At 73.0% G+C, this 25,308-nt stretch carries 24 protein-coding genes; 21 read left to right on the forward strand and 3 right to left on the reverse strand.

The annotated features are described in order from the left end of the window. Nucleotides 1–213 precede the first annotated feature (213 nt). The 12 genes from SM450_RS11210 (at nt 214) to SM450_RS11265 (ending at nt 12,161) form a co-directional block, all read left to right on the forward strand. The gene (locus SM450_RS11210) at nt 214–621 is read left to right on the forward strand and encodes a hypothetical protein (protein WP_281584384.1); all 408 of its coding nucleotides are present in this window, start codon (nt 214–216) and stop codon (nt 619–621) included. Then, complete coding sequence (locus tag SM450_RS11215; protein ID WP_282288781.1) at nt 621–830, forward strand: DUF6186 family protein; 210 nt, start codon at nt 621–623, stop codon at nt 828–830. The genes SM450_RS11210 and SM450_RS11215 overlap by 1 nt, the downstream gene beginning before the upstream one ends. Before the next feature lie 661 nt (nt 831–1,491). Then, nucleotides 1,492–2,001, forward strand: a complete 510-nt coding sequence (locus tag SM450_RS11220) for a P-loop NTPase family protein (RefSeq protein WP_474619659.1) — start codon at nt 1,492–1,494, stop codon at nt 1,999–2,001. A 47-nt stretch (nt 2,002–2,048) separates the two neighbouring features. Next, nucleotides 2,049–3,374 (forward strand): MATE family efflux transporter, encoded by a 1,326-nt coding sequence (locus SM450_RS11225; RefSeq protein ID WP_474619660.1) that lies wholly within the window; start codon nt 2,049–2,051, stop codon nt 3,372–3,374. Between the two features lie 94 nt (nt 3,375–3,468). Next, nucleotides 3,469–4,311, forward strand: coding sequence for a tRNA pseudouridine(55) synthase TruB (gene truB / locus SM450_RS11230; RefSeq protein ID WP_474620056.1), 843 nt, complete (start codon nt 3,469–3,471; stop codon nt 4,309–4,311). Between the two features lie 57 nt (nt 4,312–4,368). Then, nucleotides 4,369–5,295 (forward strand): bifunctional riboflavin kinase/FAD synthetase, encoded by a 927-nt coding sequence (locus SM450_RS11235; protein WP_474619661.1) that lies wholly within the window; start codon nt 4,369–4,371, stop codon nt 5,293–5,295. Nucleotides 5,296–5,467: 172 nt separating this feature from the next. Continuing rightward, on the forward strand, nt 5,468–5,737 hold the full coding sequence (rpsO, locus tag SM450_RS11240) for a 30S ribosomal protein S15 (RefSeq protein WP_184683203.1): 270 nt from the start codon (nt 5,468–5,470) through the stop codon (nt 5,735–5,737). A gap of 216 nt (nt 5,738–5,953) precedes the next feature. Continuing rightward, entirely contained in the window at nt 5,954–8,323 is a 2,370-nt protein-coding gene (locus tag SM450_RS11245; RefSeq protein WP_474619662.1) for a polyribonucleotide nucleotidyltransferase, read from the forward strand. 121 nt (nt 8,324–8,444) lie between these two features. Then, on the forward strand, nt 8,445–9,776 hold the full coding sequence (locus SM450_RS11250; RefSeq protein ID WP_474619663.1) for a M16 family metallopeptidase: 1,332 nt from the start codon (nt 8,445–8,447) through the stop codon (nt 9,774–9,776). Nucleotides 9,777–9,834: 58 nt separating this feature from the next. Then, nucleotides 9,835–10,608, forward strand: coding sequence for a 4-hydroxy-tetrahydrodipicolinate reductase (dapB, locus tag SM450_RS11255; protein ID WP_474619664.1), 774 nt, complete (start codon nt 9,835–9,837; stop codon nt 10,606–10,608). A 72-nt stretch (nt 10,609–10,680) separates the two neighbouring features. Further along, nucleotides 10,681–11,628, forward strand: coding sequence for a helix-turn-helix domain-containing protein (locus SM450_RS11260; protein WP_474619665.1), 948 nt, complete (start codon nt 10,681–10,683; stop codon nt 11,626–11,628). 65 nt (nt 11,629–11,693) lie between these two features. After that, on the forward strand, nt 11,694–12,161 hold the full coding sequence (locus tag SM450_RS11265) for a GNAT family N-acetyltransferase (protein WP_474619666.1): 468 nt from the start codon (nt 11,694–11,696) through the stop codon (nt 12,159–12,161). A gap of 70 nt (nt 12,162–12,231) precedes the next feature. Here the strand turns inward: SM450_RS11265 and SM450_RS11270 are convergent, their stop codons facing one another. Next, nucleotides 12,232–14,346, reverse strand: a complete 2,115-nt coding sequence (locus tag SM450_RS11270; RefSeq protein ID WP_474619667.1) for an amylo-alpha-1,6-glucosidase — start codon at nt 14,344–14,346, stop codon at nt 12,232–12,234. A 147-nt stretch (nt 14,347–14,493) separates the two neighbouring features. Here SM450_RS11270 and SM450_RS11275 point away from each other — a divergent pair, with 147 nt between their 5' ends. From SM450_RS11275 to SM450_RS11290, 4 genes are all read left to right on the forward strand, one after another. After that, complete coding sequence (locus SM450_RS11275; RefSeq protein ID WP_474619668.1) at nt 14,494–15,483, forward strand: LacI family DNA-binding transcriptional regulator; 990 nt, start codon at nt 14,494–14,496, stop codon at nt 15,481–15,483. Between the two features lie 26 nt (nt 15,484–15,509). Next, the gene (locus tag SM450_RS11280) at nt 15,510–16,757 is read left to right on the forward strand and encodes a sugar ABC transporter substrate-binding protein (RefSeq protein ID WP_474619669.1); all 1,248 of its coding nucleotides are present in this window, start codon (nt 15,510–15,512) and stop codon (nt 16,755–16,757) included. A gap of 83 nt (nt 16,758–16,840) precedes the next feature. Continuing rightward, nucleotides 16,841–17,959, forward strand: a complete 1,119-nt coding sequence (locus SM450_RS11285; RefSeq protein ID WP_474619670.1) for a carbohydrate ABC transporter permease — start codon at nt 16,841–16,843, stop codon at nt 17,957–17,959. Between the two features lies 1 nt (nt 17,960). Beyond that, the gene (locus SM450_RS11290; protein WP_474619671.1) at nt 17,961–18,845 is read left to right on the forward strand and encodes a carbohydrate ABC transporter permease; all 885 of its coding nucleotides are present in this window, start codon (nt 17,961–17,963) and stop codon (nt 18,843–18,845) included. On the opposite strand, the gene SM450_RS11295 is transcribed toward SM450_RS11290, so the two are convergent. Then, a complete protein-coding gene (locus SM450_RS11295; RefSeq protein WP_474619672.1) occupies nt 18,803–19,411 on the reverse strand; it encodes an N-acetyltransferase family protein in 609 nt (202 codons plus the stop codon). The genes SM450_RS11290 and SM450_RS11295 overlap by 43 nt on opposite strands. 35 nt (nt 19,412–19,446) lie before the next feature. Between SM450_RS11295 and SM450_RS11300 the strand changes: the two genes are divergently transcribed. Further along, a complete protein-coding gene (locus tag SM450_RS11300; protein ID WP_474619673.1) occupies nt 19,447–20,760 on the forward strand; it encodes a glycosyltransferase 87 family protein in 1,314 nt (437 codons plus the stop codon). On the opposite strand, the gene SM450_RS11305 is transcribed toward SM450_RS11300, so the two are convergent. Then, the gene (locus SM450_RS11305; RefSeq protein WP_474619674.1) at nt 20,659–21,210 is read right to left on the reverse strand and encodes an N-acetyltransferase family protein; all 552 of its coding nucleotides are present in this window, start codon (nt 21,208–21,210) and stop codon (nt 20,659–20,661) included. The two genes, SM450_RS11300 and SM450_RS11305, sit on opposite strands and share 102 nt — an antisense overlap. Before the next feature lie 79 nt (nt 21,211–21,289). On the opposite strand from SM450_RS11305, the gene SM450_RS11310 reads away from it, so the two are divergent. The 4 genes from SM450_RS11310 to dapA all read left to right on the forward strand — a co-directional run bounded on the left by SM450_RS11310 (nt 21,290) and on the right by dapA (nt 25,276). Next, the gene (locus tag SM450_RS11310) at nt 21,290–22,519 is read left to right on the forward strand and encodes a winged helix-turn-helix domain-containing protein (protein ID WP_474619675.1); all 1,230 of its coding nucleotides are present in this window, start codon (nt 21,290–21,292) and stop codon (nt 22,517–22,519) included. Continuing rightward, complete coding sequence (locus tag SM450_RS11315; RefSeq protein WP_474619676.1) at nt 22,509–23,138, forward strand: DUF2752 domain-containing protein; 630 nt, start codon at nt 22,509–22,511, stop codon at nt 23,136–23,138. Before SM450_RS11310 ends, SM450_RS11315 begins: the two co-directional genes overlap by 11 nt. A gap of 421 nt (nt 23,139–23,559) precedes the next feature. Then, nucleotides 23,560–24,297: an FAD-dependent thymidylate synthase gene (thyX, locus tag SM450_RS11320; protein ID WP_474620057.1), complete on the forward strand. Its 738-nt coding sequence runs from the start codon at nt 23,560–23,562 to the stop codon at nt 24,295–24,297. Between the two features lie 52 nt (nt 24,298–24,349). Further along, nucleotides 24,350–25,276, forward strand: coding sequence for a 4-hydroxy-tetrahydrodipicolinate synthase (dapA, locus tag SM450_RS11325; protein WP_474619677.1), 927 nt, complete (start codon nt 24,350–24,352; stop codon nt 25,274–25,276). Nucleotides 25,277–25,308 lie beyond the last annotated feature (32 nt).

The following is a 25,308-nucleotide window of genomic DNA, read 5'->3' on the forward strand; positions in this document are numbered from 1 at the left end:
GAGGCCGCCCAGACCGTCCAGGTGTCGGCCTACCCGGACGCCTACGCCCAGTGGGAGAACCAGGCCACCGACCTCGTCACCACGCACTGGAACAAGTAACAGACACGCAGAAGGCCGGCACCCCGTCACGGAGTGCCGGCCTTCACGCGTTTCGGACCAATCACGAGGCGTGCCGGTCTTCCCGCCTTACGTCACGCTGGGGACAATCGGGTGATGGATCACTCCCGCGAGCTCACCGTCGAGGCGCCCCGGGTCTGGGACCGCCCCGTCGTCTCCGTACCGGTGTTGATCTGCCTCTCCCTTGTCGGTGGTCAACTGCCGTCGTTCTCGACCGCGGCGAACCTCTACATCCTCGGCACCGGTGGGGGGCTGATCTGGGTCGGCCTGAACAACCGGGTGCCCCGGCGGCCGGCGCCGCGCCGGCTGCCGTCGGCGGCGCTGTGGTGGCTGCTGCCGGTCACCGTCTTCGGGGTCTTCGAGGGGGCGACCTTCGTGCTGTCCGTGGGCGACGACTTTCCCACGTTCTCCCGGCTGGCCGACCCGCTGCTGGAGGACCACCTGGTCCGCTCGGCGGCCTGGTTCACCTGGCTGGCCGCGTTCTGGGGACTGGTCCGCCGGTGATGCGCGCACTTGCCATCGGCGGGTTCCTGGCCGCGCTGCTGCTGTTCGCGGTCGTCGAGTGGGCCGCGCGCCGGGAGGGCTCGCGGATCCCGTCCCTGGCCGACGTCTGCGCCTTCGTCATGCGATACGAGGTGGGCCCGGTGCCGGTGGGCCGGATCGGTCTGTTCGGCTTCTGGTGGTGGCTGGGCTGGCACTTCCTGGCCCGCTGAGACGTCCTCCGACGACGGTTTGTCCTGTCCGCATCGCGGGAACAGTGGGCAGTATCTGGAAAGTGAACGTTAATTTGGGTGAGGGACCGGCGCTTCGCGGCGCTGGTCACGGGCGGTGGTGCCACACCCGGCATCCCCTCCCTCCAGGGTCAGACCGACCCGGGCTCACGCTGCCAGGCGAGCCGCTCCGGTGATCCCGGACCGCTGCCGGGCGCTCAGCAGGCCGACGACTTCCGGTCGCGGCGCGACTGTCGTCGCGGCGAGCCGGAGCGTCGGGCGCCCGTAGGGCCGCCGTGCCTCGGCGGTCCGCACCCTGGAAGGACACTCACATGCCCAGCAAGCGCAAGCCGCAGACCGAGACCACCACCGACGAGGCGCGCGAGCAGATGCGCCGCGCGCTGCAGACGTCGATGGACACTCGTCAGTGACGCACGCCGCCCGGCGGTGACGCCGGCTGGTCCCGGCGCCGCAGCGCGGCGTCCGACCACGTGCCGACGTCACCGCCGCACCGGTCACCGGAGCCCACGCCAAGGCTGAACAGCACCGACATCACCACCGCCTCCGGCCGGACAGCGCCGCCGCCGGACAGCGTGTCACCGTCGGGACTGCGTCACCGCCATGCCGGTCGCCCGACGAGGGGCGACGACGCTACCGTCCTCCCGTGCGCCGCATCCTGGTCGTCGGCAGCTCCGGCGCCGGCAAGACCACACTCGCCGGCGAGTTGGCCCGGCGGCTCGACCTTCCCCTGATCCATCTCGACCGGCACTACTGGCGGCCCGGCTGGACCGCGCCGGCCGGTGCCGACTTCCGCGCCGAGGTGGCCGCGCTGGCCGCCCGTCCGGCCTGGGTGATGGACGGCAACTATGCCAGCACCCTCGATCTCCGGCTGCCCCGCGCCGACCTGCTTGTGCTCTGCGACCCGTCCCGGTGGCGATGCCTGGCCCGGGTGCCGCGTCGCCGCTGGGCCCGCCGTGCCGCGCCCCGGCCCGATCTTCCCGACGGCTGCCCGGAACGGGTCGATCTCGGTCTCCTGCGCTATGTCTGTCGCTACCCCCGCGACTCCCGTCCCCGGGTGCTGGCGGCGGTCGCCGAGTACGCCCCCACCCTGCCGGTTCATCGCGTCCGCGGCCGGCGCGACGTGGCACGCCTCCGGAGCAGCCTGAGTAAGTAGTCACGAGGCTTGCGTACCTTACTTGTCTCGTGTCAGGATCGGCGGCGATGAGCACGATCACCGCCCTACCCGCCACCGCCGCCTCGCCCCGGCGGATCGCCGCGCTCGCGCTGCCCGCCCTGGTGGTGCTGGCCGCCGAGCCGATCTACGTGCTCGTAGACACGGCGGTGGTCGGCCACCTCGGCCGGGTGCCGCTCGCCGCGCTCGCGATCGGCGGCACCGTCATGACGTTGACCGCCTGGATCGGCGCGGTCGTCGCGTACGGCACCACCGGACGGTCCGCCCGCCGGTTCGGTGCGGGTGACCGTGCCGCCGCGGTGGCCGAGGGCGTCCAGGCGTCCTGGCTGGCGCTTACCGCCGGGGTGCTGGTGGCGGTCGCCATGGCGATCGGCGGGGGCGCGCTGGCGCGTACCCTCGTCGGCGGCCCCGGCGAGGTGGCCGACGCCGCCGCCGGATGGCTGCGGATCGCGGTGCTCGGCGCGCCCGGCCTGCTGCTCGCCGCCGCCGGCAACGGCTGGTTGCGGGGGATCCAGGACACCCGCCGGCCGCTCCTGTTCGTGCTCGCCCCCAACCTGCTCTCCGCGCTGCTATGCCCGCTGCTTGTCTATCCGGCCGGGCTGGGCCTGGTCGGTTCGGCGGTGGCGAACGCGGTCGCGCAGACGCTCTCCGGCTGTCTCTTCGCGGCGGCGCTGGTGCGCGAGCGGGTCCCGCTGCGGCCCCGGCCCCGAGTGATCGTCCAGCAGTTGGTGCTCGGCCGTGACCTGCTGGTCCGGGGCGTGGCGTTCCAGGCGAGCTTCCTGTCCGCGACCGCCGTCGCGGCCCGGTTCGGCGCCGCCGCGGTCGGGGCGCACCAGATCGCCGTACAACTCTGGTTCTTCACCACGCTGGTGTTGGACGCCCTCGCGATCGCCGCGCAGTCGCTCGTCGGGGCCGCGCTCGGCGCCGGGGACGCGGCCGGCGCGCGGTTCCTCGCCCGCCGCGTCGCCCTGCTCGGCGGGCTGTGCGGTGTGGCGTTCGCGGTGCTTATCGCCGCCGGCGCCGGCCTGGTGCCGGGCTGGTTCAGCTCCGATCCGCAGGTACGGGAGCAGGCCATGGTGGCCTGGCCATGGCTCGCGGCGCTCCAGCCGATCGGCGGCGTGGTGTTCGCCCTCGACGGGGTGCTGATCGGCGCCGGCGACGTGCGCTACCTGCGCAACCTGACCATCGTGGCGGCGTTCGGCGGGTTCCTGCCGGCGATCTGGCTGGCCTACGGCCTCGACCTCGGGCTGGGTGGGATCTGGGCCGGGCTGACGCTGTTCGTGGTGCTCCGGCTGGTCGCCCTGCTGCTGCGGCTGCGTTCCGGCGCGTGGGCGGTGGTCGGCGCGGTCCGCTGACGCGGTATCCCCCGGCCGGGCCGATCGTCGCCATCTGGCAGGCTTTGCGGTCGTGAGCGCAGACGGTCTGATCGTGGTCGACAAGCCCGGCGGCATGACGTCGCACGACGTGGTGGCCCGCGTCCGGCGGCTGGCCCGGACCCGTCGGGTGGGGCACGGCGGCACGCTCGACCCGATGGCCACCGGCGTGCTGGTGATCGGGGTGGGCCGGGCGACCCGGCTGCTCACCTACGTGATCGGCGCCGGCAAGAGCTACGCCGCGACGATCCGGCTGGGCCAGTCCACGGTCACCGACGACGCCGAGGGTGACGTGGTCGCGAGCACGCCGGCCGGCGCGGTCACCGACGACGCGGTGCGCGCCGCGCTGGCGGCGCTGACCGGCGAGATCGACCAGGTGCCGAGCGCGGTCAGCGCCGTCAAGATCAACGGTGAGCGGGCGTACAAACGGGTCCGCGAGGGGGAGAGCGTCGAGTTGCCCGCCCGCCGGGTCACCATCGCCGAGTTGGACGTGCGGGCGATCCGCCGGGACACCCCGGACGTGGTGGACGTGGACGTGGACGTGACCTGCTCGTCCGGGACGTACATCCGGGCCGTCGCCCGGGACGCGGGCCTGGCGCTCGGGGTCGGCGGGCACCTCACCGCGTTGCGCCGCACCGCCGTCGGCGGCTTCGACCTGGCCGAGGCGGCCACCCTGGCGCAGTTGGAGGAACGCGCGCCGGAGGTGGTGAACCTGCCGCTCGACGCCGCCGCCGGGCGGTTCTTCCCGCGCCGGGACGCGACCGAGGCGGAGGCCCGCACGCTGTCGCACGGCGGACCGCTGGACCCGGCCGGGATCGCCGGCCCGTACGCGGTGTTCGGGCCGGCGGGCGGCTTGATCGCTATCGTCAGCGAGCGGGACGGGCGGGCCCGCGCGGAGATCGTCCTGGCCCCGGCCTGACGGCGCGGGCAGAGCGCGCCCCGGCCTGACGGCGCGGGCGGACAGGGGAGGAGCGGCATGCAGCGGTGGCGGGGGTACGAGGCGGCGCCCGGCGGTTGGGGGCGCTCGGTGGTCACCATCGGCGTCTTCGACGGGGTGCACCAGGGGCACCAGGCCACCATCGGCCACGCCGTGGCCCGCGCCCGGGAGTTGGGCGTCAGGTCGGTGGTGGTGACGTTCGACCCGCACCCGGCCGAGGTGGTGCGCCCTGGCTCGCACCCGGCGGTGCTCACCGAGCCGGCCCGCAAGGCGGAGCTGATCGAGGCGCTCGGCGTGGACGTGCTCTGCGTGGTGCCGTTCACCGCCGAGTTCTCCCGGCTGCCGGCCGAGGCGTTCGTGCACGACATCCTGGTCGAGCACCTGCACGCCGCGCTCGTGGTGGTCGGCGACAACTTCCGGTTCGGGCACCGGGCGGCCGGCGACGTGGCGCTGCTGGAGCGCCTGGGCCGCACGTTCGGCTTCGGCGTCGAGGGCGCCCCGCTCGTCGCCGAGGCGGGCACCGTCTTCTCGTCCACGTACATCCGGTCCTGCGTCGACGCGGGCGACGTGCGGGCGGCGGCGGTCGCGCTCGGTCGCCCGCACCGGGTCGAGGGCGTGGTGGTCCGCGGTGACCAGCGCGGGCGTGAGCTGGGTTACCCCACCGCCAACCTGCTCACCCACAGGTACGCGGCGGTGCCCGCCGACGGCGTCTACGCGGCCCGGCTGGTGCGCCGTGGCGGCGACCCGCTCGCGGCGGCGGTGTCGATCGGGACGAACCCGACCTTCTCCGGCCGGGAGCGCCGGGTCGAGGCGTACGCGCTGGACTTCACAGGTGACCTGTACGGCGAGCGGCTGGCCCTGGACTTCGTGGCGCACCTGCGCGAGCAACGGACGTACGACGCGATCGAGCCGCTGGTCGCCCAGATCGCCGAGGACGTGGAGCGTACCCGCCGGGCGGTGTCCTGACCGCGCGCCGGCCGCCCCGGGCCGGGGCTGGTAGGCTGACGGAGACGTCGGCTGACCGACGGGGGCCTCGCGTGCCTGCACGACGCCGCGGGTGCGAGGAACCGGTCCGTCGCACCGGTCATCACGACCGCTCCGACGAACCTCATCGAACCACCCACGAAACAGGGAGAACATGGCGCTCGACCAGGAAGCCAAGGCCAAGATCCGCCAGGAGTACGCGACCGCCGAGGGCGACACCGGTTCGCCGGAGGTGCAGGTCGCGGTCCTGACCAAGCGGATTGCGGAGCTGACCGAGCACCTGAAGGTGCACAAGCACGACCACCACAGCCGCCGTGGGCTGCTGCTGCTGGTCGGCCGGCGCCGTCGGCTGCTCAACTACGTCCAGAAGAAGGACATCAGCCGCTACCGGTCGCTCATCGAGCGGCTCGGCCTGCGCCGATGACCTGACGGGGGAGTGGCCGCTCGGTCGCTCCCCCGTTCCGGTACCACTGAGAAATCCGGCCGCGACGACCCGAGAGGGAGCCGGTCAGCACCGGTCTCCGGTAGTGGCCCCCGGGAACCCGGCAGACAAGCCGGCCCCCGGGCGCTTCGATCGAAGACCGGCCGCCTGAGCAGTTCCCGTGTCGTCGGCCGACGACGCGAAGGAGCACCACAGCACATGACCGAGACCAACCTCGGCACCGAATCCCGCACCGCCGTGATCGACAACGGGTCCTTCGGCACCCGTGAGATCACCTTCTCCACCGGCCGGCTGGCCCGGCAGGCCGCCGGCTCCGTCGTCGCCCAGCTCGGCGAGACGGTCGTCCTCTCCGCCACCACGGCCGGGAAGCAGCCGCGCGAGTCGTTCGACTTCTTCCCGCTGACCGTCGACGTCGAGGAGCGGATGTACGCCGCGGGCCGGATCCCCGGCTCGTTCTTCCGCCGCGAGGGCCGGCCCAGCGAGGACGCCATCCTCACCTGCCGGCTGATCGACCGGCCGCTGCGCCCGTCGTTCGTCAAGGGCCTGCGCAACGAGGTCCAGGTCGTCGAGACCATCCTCGCGCTCGACCCGCTGCACCCGTACGACGTGGTGGCCATCAACGCCGCCTCGATGTCGACCAAGCTCTCCGGCCTGCCGTTCTCCGGCCCGATCGGGGCGACCCGGGTCGCGCACGTGGACGGCCAGTGGGTCGCCTTCCCGACCCTGGAGGAGCTGGCCCGGGCCACCTTCGACATGGTCGTGGCCGGCCGCACCCTGGCCGACGGCGAGGTCGCGATCATGATGGTCGAGGCCGAGGCCACCCCGAACGCGGTGACCCTGATCTCCGGCGGCGCCACCGCGCCGACCGAGGAGATCGTGGCCAGCGGCCTGGAGGCCGCCAAGCCGGCCATCCGCGAGCTGTGCCGGGCGCAGAGCGAGCTGGCCGAGGTGGCCGCCAAGCCGGTCGCCGAGTTCCCGATCTTCCTGGACTACCAGGACGACGTGTACGCCGCGGTGGCCGACGTGGCCCGCGCCGACGTCACCGAGGCCCTGAAGATCGCCGGCAAGGCCGACCGCGAGGAGGCCCTGGACCGGATCAAGGCCAAGGTCGCCGAGGAGCTGACCGGCCGCTTCGAGGGCCGCGAGAAGGAGCTGTCCGCCGCCTTCCGTTCGCTTACCAAGTCCGAGGTCCGCAACCGGGTGCTGCGCGAGCAGGTCCGCATCGACGGCCGCGGCCCGCGTGACATCCGCCCGCTGACCGCCGAGGTCGGCGTGCTGCCGCGGGTGCACGGCTCGGCGCTGTTCGAGCGCGGCGAGACCCAGATCCTGGGCGTCACCACGCTGAACATGCTGCGCATGGAGCAGATGGTGGACACGCTGTCCCCGGAGAACCGCAAGCGCTACATGCACAACTACAACTTCCCGCCGTACTCCACAGGTGAGACCGGCCGGGTCGGCTCGCCGAAGCGGCGCGAGATCGGCCACGGCGCGCTTGCCGAGCGGGCGCTGATCCCGGTGCTGCCGTCGCGCGAGGAGTTCCCGTACGCCATCCGGCAGGTCTCCGAGGCCCTCGGCTCCAACGGCTCCACCTCGATGGGTTCGGTCTGCGCCTCGACGCTGGGCCTGCTCTCGGCCGGTGTGCCGCTGAAGGCGCCGGTCGCCGGCATCGCCATGGGCCTCATCTCCGACGAGGTCGACGGCAAGACGCAGTACGTCACGCTCACCGACATCCTCGGCGCCGAGGACGCGTTCGGTGACATGGACTTCAAGGTCGCCGGCACCCGGGACTTCGTCACCGCGCTCCAGCTCGACACCAAGCTGGACGGCATCCCGTCGGACGTGCTCGCCGCCGCGCTCCAGCAGGCGCACGAGGCCCGGCAGACCATCCTCGACGTGATGCAGCGGGCCATCGAGACGCCGGCCGAGATGTCGGACTACGCGCCTCGGGTCACCACCGTCAAGATCCCGGTCGACAAGATCGGCATGGTGATCGGCCCGAAGGGTCAGACCATCAACGCCATCCAGGACGAGACCGGCGCCGAGATCTCGATCGAGGACGACGGCACGATCTACGTCGGCGCGACGAACGGCCCGTCGGCCCAGGCCGCGGTGGACCGGATCAACGGCATCGCCAACCCGACCCTGCCGAAGGTGGGGGAGCGGTTCCTCGGCACCGTGGTGAAGACGGCCGCGTTCGGCGCGTTCATCTCGCTCCTGCCGGGCCGCGACGGGCTGCTGCACATCTCCAAGGTGGGCGACGGCAAGCGGGTCGACAAGGTCGAGGACTTCCTCAACGTCGGCGACAAGGTCGAGGTCGAGATCGCGGACATCGACGCCCGCGGCAAGATCTACCTGGACAAGACCCGTCCCGAGGGCGCCGAGGCGCCGGCCGCCGGTGAGGCCGCCGGCGGCGAGCGTCCGGCCGGCCGGGACCGCGGTGGCGACCGTGGCCCGCGCGACCGGGGCGACCGCGGCGGTGACCGCGGTGGCGACCGGGAGCGCGGCGAGCGTCGCCCGGAGGGTGGCGACGGCGGCGACCGCCCGCGTCGCCGGACCCGGCACAGCTGATCGACCGACCGGCCCGGGCGACGTGCGCGTCGCCCGGGCCGGCACACGGCTCCAGGCCGCGCCGCGGGCTGGAGCCGTTGTTCGTCCCACCCGTCCCTCGTCGTACGGAGAGCAGGTCCTCGTGAGTTCGTCTTCCCCGGGACGGGCGGTCACCCGCACCCTCAGCGACGACCCGCTCGGCGGCACCGTCCGCCGCACCGTGCTCCCCAGCGGCCTGCGGGTGCTCACCGAGGCGATCCCGGCGATGCGCAGCGTCTCGTTCGGCATCTGGGTGGCGGTCGGCTCGCGGGACGAGACCGGGCCGCAGGCCGGCGCCGCGCACTTCCTGGAGCACCTGCTGTTCAAGGGCACGAAGAAGCGCAGCGCGCTGGAGATCTCGGCCGAGATCGAGGCGGTGGGCGGCGAGACGAACGCGTTCACCACGAAGGAATACACCTGCTACTACGCCCGCGTGCTGGACGAGGACCTGCCGCTCGCCATCGACGTGATGTGCGACGCGGTCGCCGACTCGGTGCTGGCCGCCGCCGACGTGGAGACCGAGCGCGGCGTCATCCTCGAAGAGATCGCCATGCACGACGACGAGCCCGGCGACGAGGTGCACGACCTGTTCGCCCGCGCGGTCTACGGCGACCACCCGCTGGGCCGGCTCATCTCCGGCACCGAGGAGACTGTCACGCCGATGACCCGGCGGCAGATCCAGGGCTTCTACCGCAGCCGCTACACCGCGCCGCAGATCGTGATCGCCGCCGCCGGCAACCTCGACCACGCCGCCGTGGTCAAGCTGGTCCGGCAGGCGCTGCGGGGCACCCCGCTGGACACCGAGCCGGCCGTGCCGGCGCCGCACCGCCCGACCACCCCGGCGGTACGCACGCAGCCGGCCGCCACGCTCGTCGAGCCGAAGGAGACCGAGCAGGCGCACATCCTGCTCGGCTGCCCGGCGATCGACCGCACCGACGACAGGCGCTTCGCCCTGGGCGTGCTCAACAACGTGCTCGGCGGCGGCATGTCCAGCCGGCTGTTCCAGGAGATCCGGGAGCAGCGCGGCCTCGCCTACTCGGTCTACTCCTACGCCAGCCAGTACGCCGACAGCGGCGTGTTCGCCGTCTACGCCGGCTGCGCGCCGGGCAAGGTGGACGAGGTGCTGGACCTGACCCGCGCCGAGCTGGCGCGGGTGGCCGCCGACGGGGTCACCGAGGCGGAGCTGGCCCGGGGCAAGGGGATGAGCAAGGGCTCGTTCGTGCTCGGCCTGGAGGACACCGGGTCCCGGATGAGCCGGCTGGCCAAGGGCGAGCTGCTCTACGGCAACCTGATGCCTGTGGACGAGCTGCTGGCCCGGGTGGACGCGGTGACCCTGGCGGATGTGAACGCCCTCGCCGCCGAGCTGCTGGGCCGGCCGATGTCGCTGGCCGTGGTCGGCCCGTTCGACTCCTCCGCCTTCACCGTCCCGGGCTGACCCCGGCGTACCCCGTCCGCCCGGTGCGGCGCGTCCCGATTGGGATAGGTTGTGCCCCGTGACTGACGTGCGGGAGAAGGGCCCGGCCGAGTCGGCCCGGGTCGGCGTGCTGGGTGCCCGGGGCCGGATGGGCATGGAGGTCTGCAAGGCGGTCGACGCCGCGTCCGACCTGGAGCTTGTCGTGGCTGTGGACCAGGGCGACGACCTCGCCGAGGTGGCCGACGCCGGCGCCGGCGTGGTGGTCGACTTCACCACCCCCGACGCGGTGATGGACAATCTGCGCTGGTGCGTGGAGCGGGGCATTCACGCCGTGGTGGGCACCACCGGCTTCACCGAGCAGCGGCTGGACCAGGTGCGCGACTGGCTGGCCGACCGGCCCGGGGTGGGCGTGGTGATCGCCCCCAACTTCGGCATCGGCGCGGTGCTGATGATGCAGTTCGCCGCCCGCGCCGCCCGGCACTTCGAGTCGGTGGAGATCGTCGAGCAGCACCACCCGCGCAAGCTGGACGCGCCGAGCGGCACCGCCACCCACACCGCGCGGCTGATCGCGGCGGCCCGGGCCGAGGCCGGTCTCGGCCCCGCGCCGGACGCCACCCGCGACGAGGTGGCATGCGCCCGCGGCGCCGACATCGACGGGGTACGCGTGCACGCGGTCCGCGCCACCGGCTTGGTCGCCCACCAGGAGGTGCTGTTCGGCACCACGGGCGAGACGCTCACCATCCGGCACGACTCGTACGACCGGGCCTCGTTCATGCCCGGCGTGCTGCTGGCGGTCCGCGAGGTCGGCCGCCGGCCGGGTCTCACCGTCGGCCTGGACGCGCTGCTCGACTGAGCGCGTCCCGCGCTCCTCAGGTGCGCAACGGCGATCAAGCGGTACCGCCCGTGGCGGGTGCACGCTGAGCGCATGAACCGGAACGACGGACTCACCGGCCTCCTCGACCTCCTCCAGGTCGCGCTCGACGATCCGGCGGCGGGCCCGGCCGGCCTGGCCGCCCGGGCCCACCTGTCCCGGTTCCATTTCGACCGCCTGGTCGCCGCGGCCACCGGGGAACCGCCGGGCGCGCTGCGCCGGCGGTTGCTCCTGGAGCGCGCGGCGCATCGGCTCGTCACAAGCGACCGGACCGTCCTCGACATCGCCGTCGAGGCCGGGTACGGCTCGCACGAGGCGTTCACCCGCGCCTTCCAACGGTCGTACGGCTTCGCCCCGACCGCGGTCCGGCGGCGCCCGCCGCTGGTCTTCGGCGAGCTGGAGCTGCCCTGCCCCAGCGGCGTCCACTTCCAACCGCCCGGTGGCCTGCGGCTGCCGGCCGCACGTCAGGAGACTGCGATGAACGTTCTGCAACACCTGGTCGACCATCACGTCGAGACCCTCACCGCGATCATCGACCGTGCCGGCGGACTCGACGAGCGGGTGCTCGACCAACCCGTCACCGTGTCCGTGGAGACGATCGACGAGCAGCCGACGCTCCGGTCGCTGATCAACGCCATGGTCACCCAGGAGGAGCACTGGCTGTCGGCTCTGCGCGGCGGCGCGTGGCCCGACGAGAGCGACCGTTCGGTGACCGGCCTGGCCGCCCGGCACGCGGTGGCCGGGCGCGACTGGCGGGCCTTCGTGGCCCGGACGCTTGCCGCCGGCACGCTTGCCGACACCTTTGTCGACACCACCTGCACGCCTCCGACCACCCACACGCTCGGCGGCACCATCGGTCACGTGATCACCTTCGCCGCCGTGCGCCGAACCCTGGCGATCGGCGCCCTGCGCAGCGCCGGTGTCACCGATCTCGGCGCCGGCGACCCGCGCCCGTACCTCGACTCAGCCGCGCGCAGCCAGCCCTCGCCTCCTGCGGGTTAGGAGGGGGCCCCTCTTATGCAGAATGCGTTAACAGGGGGCCCCTCCTAACTCCTAGGCTGGCCGACATGATCGACTCTGGGGAGCGTGACCGCACCGGCCGCCGGGTGACCCTGCGGCCGGTGGGCGAGGACAACTGGCGGCCGGTGGCCGACGTGGCGCCGCGCGACGACCAGCGGGCCTTCGTGGCGGCGCTGGCCGCCCGATACCTTCTGCTGAGCGCACACTCGGACGTCTGGACCTCGCTTGCCGTGTACGCCGACGAGACCGTGGTGGGGCACGTCATGTGGGGCGTGGACGACGACGACTCCCGGTGGATCGGTGGCATGGTGATCGATGCCGCCGAGCAGGGCCGGGGCCTGGGCCGTGCCACGGTGCGCACGCTGGCCGGCCGGCTGGCCGAGGCCGGCCACCCGATCCGCCTGAGCTACCACCCCGACAACACCGCCGCCGCCACCCTCTACACCGCACTGGGCTTCCGCCCGACAGGCGCCATGGAGGACGACGAACTGGTGGCCGAACTCCTCCCGTCCTGACCCCGACCCGCTCCGTCGATCATGAAGTTGACGGCGGTTGGGGAGATCCACAAGGCCGCCAACTTCATGATCAACGCGCTGAGGGGGTGGGGGTGGAGGTGGGGGCGCTGCGGGGGGTGGGGATGTGGGTGGGGTGCAGGGTGGGCGGGAGGTTGAGCAGGGTGGGGTGGCCGGTGTGGGTGACCGTGGCCGTGACCGGGGTGCCGGCGATCCGCAGGTTGTGTGCGCTCAGGGCGCCCAGCTCGGGGCCGGCCAGCGGGCGCAGGTCGACCCGGCCGTTCGGCACGTCGGGATAGACGCCCAGACCGGCCTGGAGCAGCAGCACGGCCGCCGCCGCCGACCATGCCTGCGGGCGGCAGGCAGCCGGGTAGGGCACCGGCCGGCCGAGCGTTTCCCGGTCGTCACCGCCGTACAGCTCGGGCAGGCGGTAGTCGAACGCCTCGGCGGCGGCGAGCAGGCCGTCGGCGAGCCGTAGCGCCGCCGCCCGGTGCCCGTCGCGGGCCAGCCCGGCGAGCACGATCGCGGTGTCGTGTGCCCAGATCGAACCGCAGTGGTACGACAGCGGGCTGAACCCGGCGTCGTCGGCGGACATGGTGCGCAGCCCGAAGCCGCCGGCCATCGCCTCGGTGGAGAGCAGCGCCGCCACCTGGGCCGACTCGTCGTCCGACAGCAGCCCGGTGCCGAGCAGGTGGCCGATGTTGCTGGTCAGCGAGTCGACCGGCCGCTTGTCCCGGTCCAGGGCCAGCGCGGGCTGCGGGCCGTGCCTGCCGTCGACCCAGAACGTGGACCGGAACCGCCGGGCGAGCCGGTCGGCGTAGCCGCGCCAGCGGTCGGCGTCCGGGCGGCCGAACGCGTCAAGCAGGTCCGCCCCGTTCGTCGCCGCCTGGTACGCGTACCCCTGCACCTCGGACAGCACGATCGGCGGCGCGGCCAGCCGGCCGTCGCGGAAGCGCACCGCGTCGCCGGAGTCCTTCCAGCCCTGGTTGGCCAGGCCGTGGCCGCTTGTGTCGACGTATTCGACGAAGCCGTCGCCGTCGGCGTCGGCGTGGTCGCCGAGCCAGCGCAACGCCGCCTCCAGGTGCGGCAGCAACGGCTCGATCCGGTCGGCGGGCAGGCCCCAGCGCCAGGCGTCGTGCAGCAGGCCGACCCAGAGCATGGTGGCGTCGACGGTGCCGTAGTAGGCCGGCGGCAGCCGGCGCTCGTCGTCGAGGGCGAACTCGTGCCGGCGCAGTTCGTGCAGGATCTTGCCGGGTTGCTCGCCGGTGGTCGGGTCGACGCGGGCGCCCTGTCGCCGGGCCAGCACCCGCAGCGTGCCGGCGGCCAGCTCGGTGCCGAGCGGCAGCATCATCCGGGCGGCCCAGAGGCTGTCCCGGCCGAAGAGGGTGAGGAACCAGGGCACGCCGGCGCCGAGGAAGACGTCCTCCGGGTGGGCCGGCTCGGCCAGTCGCAGCCCGCGCAGGTCGGCCAGGGACCGGTCGAGCAGGCGCCGTAGGCGGCGGTCGTCGGCGTCGACCCGCGGCTCGGCCCAGCCGGCGTCGGGTGGCGCGGCGGTCACCACGGCGCGCGGGTCGGTGACGGCGAGCCGCCAGCGCAGCGTGGCCGGGGCGCCGGGGCGGACGGTGACCGGCCAGCTCAGTCGCGGTGCGGCGGCGCGCTCGCCGGTGGCGTCCACGGTGGCCCCCTCGCCGGTCACGGTCACGGTCAGCCCGTCGGCGGCCCACCGCACCCGGCCCGGCCGGTCGGCCTCGGCCTCCAGCGGCTCGCCCACGTGGCCGGCCTTGACCTGCTCGATCGGGGCGAGGTCGCAGGCCAGGTCGACGGTGACTGTGGTGCGGACCGGGTCGGCGGCGGTGGACGACACCACGATGTCCTCGGTGAGGCCGTTCGGGCCGGCCTGCCGGGTGCGCTCGACCCGGACGGTCGGGTCGGGGGTGGGATCGCCGAGCCAGCGGGCCAGGCCGACGAAGCGGGCGCCGTGCGGGCCGATGTCGCCGTGGCCGATCGTTTCCGGCTCCCGCTCGTCGAGGTTCAGCTCGGCGCGGGAGAGCACCCGGGCGTCGGCGTGGAAGACGCCCTGGACGCCGTGCGGGCGGAGTTGACCGGCCGCGTCGCCCAACGCGCTGGTGGGGGCGTGCGCCACGCCGACCAGGTCGTGCAGCAGCGGTTGGAGGTGGCGTTCGGTCACGGGGGAACTCCTGGTGCTGATCGGTGGCGACGGGCGTCTTGACAGAAGGCCGTAGCCGGGTGCAAAGTGCGAAACATTCCAGAAACTTTGAACGATCTAATCCTGCCCCATCGGCATTGGATCGTTCAAGACGGCGAGAGGTATTTCGTGGGAGAAAAGGTAACCATCGCGACCGTGGCCCGGCACGCCCAGGTCAGCCGGCAAACCGTCTCCAACGTGCTCAACACGCCGCACATCGTCCGCGAGGACACCCGGCGCCGGGTGCACGAGGCGATCGAAGCGCTCGGCTACCGCGCCAACCAGGCCGCCCGGCAGATGCGGACCGGGCGGTCCCGGCTCATCGCGGTACGCATCGAACCCACCCGGGACGGCATCAACGGCTCGGTCCTCGACCGCTTCCTGCACGGCCTCACCGAGACCGCCGACGCCGCCGGCTACCGGGTGCTGCTCTACACCGCCGTCGGCGACGACCAGGAGATCGCCACCTACGACGACCTGCTCGGCGCGTACGACCTGGACGCGTTCGTGCTCACCGGCACCAAGCACGGCGACCCGCGCACCGCGTGGCTGGCCGAACGCGAGGTGCCGTTCGTGACCTTCGGTCGGCCCTGGGACACCCCCGACGCGCACTTCTGGGTCGACGTGGACGGCGCGGCCGGCACCGCCGAGGCCACCCGGCACCTGCTCGCCGCCGGTCACCGTCGAATCGCCTTCCTCGGCTGGCCGGCCGGCTCCGGCGTCGGCGACGACAGGCGCGCCGGATGGCGTACCACCATGGCGGAGATCGGCCTCGACGGCGCCGCACCGGACCGCGCCACCGAGGACGGCATCGCCGAGGGGGAGCGCGAGGCGCGGGCGTTGCTCGCCCTCGACGCGCCCCCGACGGCGGTGGTCTGCGCCAGCGACTCGCTCGCCCTCGGCGCGTGGCAGGCCGCCCGGGACACCGGCACCGACCTGGCCGTCGTCGGCTTCGACGACACCCCGGTGGCCGCCGCGGTCGGGCTGACAAGCGTCAGCCAGCCGCTCGGCGAGGCCGCCGCCCGCTGCGTCGAACTGCTCACCGGCGTGCTCGACGGCCAGCCCCGCGACCCCCAGCTCCTGCTCCATCCCTCGCTCGTGCTCCGGCACTCGGCGTGACCCCCGTCCCCCACCAGGAGAACCAGATGACACCTCGTACGCTCACCCGGGCCGCGGTGGCCGGCGTCGCCGCCGTCGCCCTGCTCGGCTCCGCCGCCTGCGGCGGCGGCTTCGACGACCCGGCCGGCGACGCCAAGCAGTCGAGCGGCCCGGCCAACCTCCAGATCCTGATCGGCTCCTCCGGCGACGCCGAGACCAAGGCCGTCAAGGACGCCGCCGCCGCGTGGGCCGGCTCCTCCGGCAACAGCGCCACCGTCACGCCCGCGCAGGACCTCACCCAGCAGCTCGGCCAGGCGCTGGCCGGCGGCACCCCGCCGGACGTGTTCTACGTCGACGCGACCCGCTTCGCCGACTACGCGAGCGTCGGCGCGCTGGAGCCGTACGGCGACAAGGTCAGCAACCCCGACGACTTCTACGAGAGCCTGCGCACCGCGTTCACCTACGACGGCAAGCTCTACTGCGCGCCGAAGGACTTCTCCACCCTGGCCCTCCAGATCAACACCGACCTGTGGACCAGGGCCGGCCTGACCGACGCCGACGTGCCGACCACCTGGGACCAGCTCACCGCCGTCAGCCAGAAGATCAAGGCGAAGGGCCAGGTGGCTCTCGCGCTCGGCGACACCCGGGACCGCATCGGCGCGTTCCTGACGCAGAACGGCGGCTGGCTGATGAGCGCCGACGGCAAGCAGCCGACCGCCGACACCCCGGAGAACCTCCAGGCCCTCCAGTACGTCAAGTCGCTGCTCACAAACGGCTACGCGAAGTTCCCGAAGCAGCTCGACTCCGGCTGGTCCGGTGAGGCGTTCGGCAAGGGCAAGGCGGTCATGACGATCGAGGGCAACTGGATCAAGGGCGCCCTTCAGAACGACTTCCCGAACGTCAAGTACAAGGTCGTGCCGCTGCCGGCCGGCCCGAAGGGGCAGGGCACGCTCTCCTTCACCCAGTGCTGGGGCATCGCCGCCAAGTCCGCGCACAAGGAGCAGGCGATCAAGTTCGTCGAGGCGATGACCGCCGGCGACCAGCAGATGACCTTCGCCAAGGCGTTCGGCGTGATGCCGTCCCGCCAGTCGGTGCGCGACAAGTACAGCAGCGCCTTCCCGGCGGACAAGCCGTTCATCGACGGCGTCGAGTACGCCCAGGGTCCGGTGAACGCGCCGAAGATGGACAGCGTGCTGCGTGACCTGGAGGCCGGCCTCCAGGGCCTGGCCACCGGCGACCCGAAGAGCATCCTCACCACCTTCGACAAGAACGCCAAGGCGGCGCTCGGCGGCTGAGGTGTTAGGCGGGGGCCCCTGTTAACAGACGGGTGTTAAGCGGGGCCCCCGCCTTACACCTCCACCGAGCGAAGGAGGAGGGAATGGCAACGGACACGCTCGCCGCCCGGGGCACCGCGCCGGCCGGCCCGCCGCGCCGCCGCCGCGGCGGCATCCGCGGCAACGAGAACCTCGCCGGCTGGCTCTTCGTCGCGCCGGTGATCCTGATCCTCGGGCTCTTCCTGCTGCTGCCGATCCTGATGGCGCTCTGGGTGAGCCTCACCGACTGGAACGGCCAGGGCAGTCCGTTCACCGGCGACGTGCCGTTCGTCGGCGGCGACAACTACAGCCGGCTGTTCACCGACGACGGGCTCGCCCGCCGCGACTTCATGACCGCCATCCGCAACAACATCTACTACGTCGGGATCGTGGTGCCGGTGCAGACCGCGCTCGCCCTCGGTCTCGCCCTGGTGGTCAACAACCGGCTGCTCAAGGGGAAGGGCTTCTTCCGCAGCGCCTTCTACTTCCCCTCGGTCACCAGTTCGGTGGCGATAAGCGTGGTGTTCCTGTTCCTGTTCGCCAACTCCGGCGCGGTCAACCGGCTGCTCGCCCTGCTCGGCCTCGACGGGCCGGAGTGGTTCGCCGACGGCCGGGGAGTGTTGCACCTGCTGCTCGGCGCGTTCGGCGTGGACAGCCCGCCGGCCGCGCTCACCTCCGGCGGCCCGCTCGGGCTGAGCTGGTGGGACTGGCTCTCCGGCCCGAGCGTGGCCATGACGTCGATCATCTGCCTGGTCATCTGGACCACCTCCGGCACGTTCATGCTGATGTACCTGGCCGCGTTGCAGAACGTCCCGGTGGCGCTCGACGAGGCCAGCACGCTCGACGGGGCGACCCGCTGGCAGCGCTTCCGGTACGTCACCCTCCCGCTGATCAAGCCCACCACGTTCCTCGTGGTCACGCTGGGACTGATCGGCTCCTGGCAGGTCTTCGACCAGGTGTACGTGATGAGCCAGGGCGACCCGGCCAAGACCACGCTCACCCCGGCGTACCTGTCGTACCGGACCGCGTTCCGGGACTTCGACTACGGCTCCGGCGCGGCCATCTCGTTCGTGCTGTTCCTGATAATCATCCTGCTCACCCTGTTCCAGCGCCGGCTGATGGCCGACCGGGACGGGACCCGGCGTGGCCGGTGGTGGCGTCGACGCGTACCGGAAGGGTCCTGACATGGCCGTGCCGACCGACCCGGCGGCGCCTGCCGCGCGCCGCGACGCCCGCGGGGCGCGGGCCCGGGTCAACCGCGTCCTCGGGTACGCCGTCCTGATCTTCTTCGGGCTGGTCTTCCTCTACCCGTTCGTGATCCAACTCGGCAACTCGTTCAAGACCGAGCCGGACGCGGCGGGCAACCCGCTCTCGCCGATCCCCGACCCGCTCACCCTGGCCGGCTTCGAGCGGATCTTCGCGGGCACCGCCTTCCCGCTCTGGCTCGGCAACTCGCTGCTTGTCACCGTGCTGGTGACGCTCGGCCGGGTGTTCTTCGACTCGCTCGCCGGCTACGCGCTGGCCCGGCTGCGGTTCCGGGGGCGGGCCGGGTTGTTCGCCGCCGTCATCGCGGTGATGGCGGTGCCCGGCGTGGTGCTGCTGATCCCGAAGTTCCTGGTGCTCAAGCAGATCGGCCTCTACGACAGCTACGCCGGCCTGATCGTGCCGCTGCTCGCCGACGCGGCCGGCGTGTTCATCATGAAGCAGTTCTTCGAGTCGATCCCGGTGAGCGTGGAGGAGGCGGCCCGGATCGACGGCGCTGGCGTGTTCCGCACGTTCTGGTCGGTGGTGCTGCCGATGGCCCGACCGGCGTTGATCACGTTGACCATCCTGTCGTTCCAGGGCTCCTGGAACGAGTTCCCGCACAGCCTCGTCGCGGTGCAGGACCCGGACCTGTTCACCCTGCCCCGCGGGCTGGCCGACCTGGTCAGCGGCTCGCTCGGCAAGGGCACGCAGTATCCGCTGAAGCTCGGCGCGGCGCTGCTTGCCACCATCCCGGTGGCGGTGCTCTTCGTGATCTTCCAGCGCTACTTCGTGCGCGGCGCCAACGAGGGCGCGGACAAGGGCTGACCCGCCTCCGGCACGGCCACGTGCAGCCGTAGCTGGGGGACCAGCATGTCGTCCACGTCAAGCGCCCGGGTCGCGCCGTCCGGCTCCCAGCCGGTCGAGCCGAGGAACGCCCGGGTGGCGGCGTCCGCGTCGAACGCCCACGCCACCGCCCGGGTGAAGCCGTCGTCCCGCCAGTGCTCGACCGCGGCGGCGAGCAGCCGGCTGCCGTGCCCGCGCCGGCCCCAGCGCGGCTCGACAAGCAGGTCGGTCACCGCCGCCAGGCCGGGCGTGAGCGCGTCGGCCGGCTCGCCGGGGGCCAGCGCCTCGGCGTCGGCCGGACCGGAGGCCGCGAACCCCACCAGATAGGATTGCGCCGCCTGTTCGACGGCGACGAGTACCCGGTGCGCGCCCGAGGGCGGCTCTTGCACCGCCGCGCCCCACCGCCGGGCGAGGTACGCCTCGTCCAGGTTGTCGAGCACGTGCCGGGGCAGGATCCGGCGGTACGCGACCCGCCAGGTCGCGAGCTGGATGCGTGCGATCTCGGCGACGTCCTCGGGACGCGCGGGGCGGACGTAGCCTGCAGCCATGGCACGTGAGCCTACGCAGGGCGAGGAGGGTGACGGTGGCGCAGGGTGCCGGGCGCACGACCGCGCAGGTCGTCGCCGTGCTGGCGCTCGCCGCGGCGGTCACCGTGTTCCTCGCCGTGGCGGCCGTCCGGCACGGCTTCTTCGACCTGCGGGTCTACTACGGCGCGCTCACCTTCTGGGCGCGTGACGGCGGGGAGATCTACGACTTCCTCAAGGCCGGCACCCAGTACGGCTTCACCTACCCGCCGTTCGCCGCGCTCGTCATGCTGCCGATGGCGTACCTGCCGTGGGGCGCGGCGATCGTGGTGAGCGTGGCGGCGACGGTGGTGGTCAGCGCCGTGGTGATCTGGTGGCTGCTGGACCCGGTCGCCCGCCGCTCCGGCTGGACCCGGTGGTTCACCCTCGCGGTCGCGCTCTGCCTGGCCGCCGCGTACGAGCCGATGCGCGAGACGGTCAACTTCGGCCAGGTCAACATGTTGCTGCTGTTCCTGGTGGCGGTGGACCTGCTGCGGCTGCTGCCGGCCGGCAACCGCTGGGCCGGCGTGGGCATCGGCCTGGCCACCGCGATCAAGCTGACCCCGGGCATCTTCGTCGTCTACCTGCTTGTCACCGGTCGCTGGCGGGCCGCCGCGACCGCGGTCGGCTCGGCCGCCGCCGCCACGCTGCTTGCCGCCGGTCTCTTCCCGGACGCCTCCCGGGAGTTCTGGACCGAGGCGCTGTGGAACACCGACCGGGTCGGTGAGCTGGCGTTCGTCTCCAACCAGTCGCTGCGCGGGGTGGTGGCCCGGCTCGACCCGGAGCACCCGAGCACGATCGCCTGGCTGGCGCTCGTGCTCGTCACCCTGGCGGTCTGGGGTTGGCGGTGCCGGGCCGCGGTGGCCGCCGGCGACGAGGCCACCGGCCTGGCCCTGACCGGTGCCGTGATGTGTCTGGTCAGCCCGGTGACCTGGGTGCACCACCTGGTGTGGCTGCTGCCGGGCCTGATCCTGCTCGTCGACAACGGCATGGCGGCGCCCGCGCGGGGACGCCGCCGCCGCGTGCTGCTGGCCGCCGCGTTGATCGGGTACGCGCTGCTGTGCAGCCGGATCGTCTGGTCCTGGGAGAAGGACTTCACCGGCGTGGACGGCTTCCTCGGCAGCAACACCTACGTCTGGATCAGCCTGGCGCTGCTGCTCGGCCTGCCGATCCGCCGCTCGGCGACACCTACCGGCGGCGGCCGGCCGACCGGGTCGGCGGGGCCGGCCGGGTCAGCCGTCGAGCCGGGCGGTGTAGCGCAGCTCGCGGAGCAGGACCGGGGCGCGCCCGCCGTGCAGCGGCACCGGATAGGCGGTCTCCTCGCCGTCCGGTGAGTGCCCGGCCCGCTCGTAGAAGCGGCGGGCCCGGGCGTTGTCGGCGAGCACCCAGAGCCGATACTCGCGCCAGCCCCGCCCGGCCAGGCCGGCCCGGGCCGCCGCGAGCAGCGCCGGGCCGGTGCCCGAACCCCAGTGCGCCGGCTCCAGATAGATGGCAAGCAGTTCGCCGTACGCCGGGTCGAGGTCGCCGCGGTCCTGGTTGTTGCGGTACGGCCCGAACGTGGTGAAGCCGGTGACCACGCCGTCGTCCTCGGCGACGAGCGTGGTGAACGGGTGCTCCGGGTCGGCGGTGCCGAGGTCGCGGCGGCGCTGCGCCCAGGCGGCCGGATTCAGCCGGCGCAGCACCTCGTCCGGCATGATCCCGGCGTACCCGGCCCGCCACCCGTGGATGTGCACCCGGGCGATCGCCTCGGCGTCGTCCGGCTCCTCCCGGCGGATGGTGGGCACACGTGTAGTTCTATGCCCGGACGGGCGACCGGTCCAGCCGCCGCACCAGTGTCGGTGGGCTGGATTAGGGTCGCGGGCGATGGCCGTACCGGATTCGCTCTCGCTCGCCCAGGCCCGCCGGGTCGCCCTGGCCGCCCAGGGCTTCGCCGACCCGCCGCCCACCGGCGTGCCCACCCGCCGCCACCTGCGTCGGGTGCTCGACCGGGTCGGGCTGATCCAGATGGACTCGGTGAACGTGCTGCAACGCGCGCACTACCTGCCGCTCTACAGCCGGCTCGGGCCCTACCCGACCGGCCTGCTCGACACCGCGGCCTACCGCCGCCCCCGTGAGCTGTTCGAATACTGGGCGCACGAGGCGTCGCTGGTCCCGGTCGGGTTGCATCCGGCGCTGCGCTGGCGGATGGCCAAGGCGCGCGACGACGCGTGGGGCGGGATGCGCCGGATCGCCCAGGAGCAGCCCGGGCTGGTGGCGTGGGTGCGCGACGAGGTGGCCGCCCGCGGCCCGCTCACCGCGGCCGAGATCGAACACGACGCCCCCCGCGAGACCGGCAACTGGGGCTGGAACTGGTCGACCGTGAAGCGGGCGCTGGAGTTCCTCTTCTGGTCCGGCGAGGTCACCGCGGCGGACCGCACCACCTCGTTCGCCCGCCGCTACGACCTGCCCGAGCGGGTGCTGCCGGCGGCCGTGCTCGACGCGCCCACCCCGACCGACGCGCAGGCGCACCGCACCCTGGTGGCGATCGCGGCCCGGTCGCTCGGCGTCGCCGCCGAGCCGGAGCTGCGCGACTACTTCCGGCTGCCGGTCACCGCCGCCCGGCAGGCGGTCGCCGAGCTGGTCGAGGCGGGCGAGCTGATCCCGGTCACGGTGCCGGGCTGGCGACTGCCGGCCTACCTGCACGCCGAGGCCCGGCTGCCCCGCTGGGTCCGGGGCAACACCCTGGTCAGCCCGTTCGACCCGCTGGTCTGGGAGCGGGCCCGGGCGGAGCGCCTCTTCGGCTTCACCTACCGCATCGAGATCTACGTGCCGGCGCCGCAGCGGGTCCACGGCTACTACGTGCTGCCGTTCCGGCAGGGCGAGCGCTTCACCGCCCGGGTCGACCTCAAGGCCGACCGGAAGGCCGGCGTGCTGCTGGTGCCGGCCGCCTGGGTCGAGCCGGGCGCCGACCCGGGAGAGACCGCGGTGGCGCTCGCCGCCGAGCTCTACCGGCTCGCCGGCTGGCTCGGCCTGGACGCGGTCGCCCCGCCGGCCGCCGGCGATCTGGCCGCTCCGCTCGCCGCCGCGCTTGTGGGCGTGGCCGGTGTACGGTGAGCGCGTGACAAGCGTCGACCGGCCCGCCACCGCGCCCGACCCTTACCGGGAGTCGCCCACGCACGGCGAGCCTTACGGGCACGGCGAGCCTTACGGGCACGGCGAGCCTTACGGGCACGCTGAGGGGCCCGGGGCGGTGTGGCCGGCCGGGGTGGCTTACCAGCCGGTCGAGCCCGACCGGTTCACCCGGATGGTGCTACGCCTGCACGCCCGCGCCCCGCGCTGGGCGGTGCCGCTGGCCGCGCTGGGCTGCGTCGGCCTCGGCATGGCGTACGCGCTGATCAGCGATCCCACCGTGAGCGACCCGGACGCCCGGCCGACCTGCCTGCTCAAGCTCACCACCGGGCTGGACTGTCCGGGCTGCGGCGGCACCCGCGCGTTGTGGTACGTGCTGCACGGCGACCTGCCGGCGGCTGCCCGGCACCACTTCCTCTTCGTCTTCGCGTTGCCGTTCCTGGCCTGGCTCTTCGTCGCCTGGGCCGGCAACCGGGCGTTCGGCTGGCGACTGCCGGAGCCGCAGTTCAGCCCGAAGGTGATCGGCGGCTTCCTGGCCGCCTGGGCGGCCTTCTCGGTGGTCCGCAACCTGCCCTGGGCGCCGTTCCCCTCGCTCTACGTCTGACCGCTCACCGACGCGGCTGCCCCGGCCCCGGCCGCCGGACGACCTGCCGCTGGTGCCCCTTTCGGGTTGAGTCGTCGGTGATATCGCGACCCCGGCGCCGCGCGCCCCGCCTCGCAGCCGTCGTCCGTGTTCACTGTCGTTCGGCCTCTGCTGTGACTGTGCAGCGAGATCTCGGAGAGTCGTCGTTCGCGGGCGAGCGGGAATCGCCACATCGCCGCAGGCTGGACTGAGCAACCGCCATTCGAGAATGATGTTCCACGAAGTGAAATCGACGGAGATCTTGGAAGGAAAGTGCCCCTCCAGGGGCCATTTCGTTCCAAGATCTCCGAGCCGAGCCGAGCCGAGCCGAGCTGAGCCGGTCGTCCGCGTGCCCGATTTCCACGCCGGGGGCGGGCCAACTACAGTCCTCGGCATGCCGGAGATGGTGCAGCCCCAGGTCAAGTTGATCGCGTGGACGCAGTTCCAGGCGCCGGACGAGGTGCCGTGGTCGACCGACGCCGACGGCGGGCAGGCGCTCGCCGAGTTCGCCGGCCGGGCGTGCTACCAGAGCTGGAAGAAGCCGAACCCGGCCACCGCGACAAACGCCGGCTACCTGGCGCACATCCTCGACGTCGGCCACCTGAGCGTGCTTGAGCACGGCTCGGTGAGCTTCTACTTCAGCGGCGTCTCCCGGTCGTTCACCCACGAGTTGATCCGGCACCGGCACTTCTCCTACTCGCAGTTGTCCCAGCGCTACGTGCCCGAGCGGGACGCGGCGATGGTCGAGCCGGCGGTGATCGCCGAGGACCCGGAGCTGCACAAGCGGTTCGTCGAGGCGTCCGAGGCGGCGGTGCGGGCGTACACCGATCTGCTGGAGGGGCTGGAGGCCCGCTTCACCGACGAGCCCAACCCGACGCTGCGCCGCAAGCAGGCCCGGCAGGCGGCCCGGGCGGTGCTGCCGAACGCGACCGAGACCCGGATCGTGGTGACCGGCAACTACCGCGCCTGGCGGCACTTCGTCAAGATGCGCGCCACCGAGCACGCCGACGTGGAGATCCGCGAGTTGGCCGTGGAGTGCCTGCGTCAGCTCAAGGGCGTCGCGCCGAACGTGTTCGCCGACTTCGTGATCTCGGCGCTGCCGGACGGCACCGAGGTGGCGGCGTCGCCGCACGCCGAGTGACTCGTCGCCCTTCGCCGCCGGGCCACCGGTGGTCGTCCGCTAGGTTGTGAACATGACGCACGACCACTCCGCCACCCCGCGCCCGGGGGTGTCGCGCCCGTTCGGGCGGATGATCACGGCCATGGTGACGCCGTTCACCCCCGACGGCGCACTCGATCTGGACGGTGCCACCCGACTGGCCCGATACCTCGTCGACGAGCAGGGCAACGACGCGCTTGTGCTCAACGGCACCACGGGCGAGTCCCCGACCACCACCGACGCGGAGAAGGAGAACCTGATCCGCGCCGTGGTCGAGGCGGTCGGCGACCGGGCCCGGATCGTCGCCGGGGTGGGCACCAACGACACCCGGCACACCGTCGAGCTGGCCGCGCAGGCGGAGAAGGCCGGCGCGCACGGCCTGCTTGTGGTGACGCCCTACTACAACAAGCCCCCGCAGGCCGGGCTGCTGCACCACTTCACCACCGTCGCGGACGCGACCGGCCTGCCGGTCATGCTCTACGACATCCCGCACCGCTCCGGGGTGGCGATCGCCACCGAGACGCTCGTCAAGCTCGCCGAGCACGGCCGGATCGTCGCGGTCAAGGACGCCAAGGGTGACCTGATGGCCACCTCCGAGGTGCTCAGCCGCACCGACCTCGCGTTCTACAGCGGCGAGGACGCGCTCACCCTGCCGTTCCTGTCGATCGGCGGGGCCGGCGTGGTCGGCACCTCGACGCACTTCATCGGCGTGCCGACGAAGCAGATGATCGAGGCGTTCGAGGCCGGCGACATCGCCGGCGCGCTCGCGCTGCACCGGCGGTTGCTGCCGCTCTACACCGGTATCTTCCGCACCCAGGGCACGATCCTGGTCAAGGCCGGCCTCGCGGCCCAGGGCCTGCCGGCCGGTCCGTTACGACCGCCGCTCGTGGAAGCCACCGGCGACGAACTGGCTCAGCTGCGCGCCGACTGCGCCGCGGCGGGCCTGCCCCTGCCCGAATAATCAAACGACACGACGGACGCCGCGCGACGGCG

This window comes from Micromonospora marincola, from assembly GCF_056150385.1.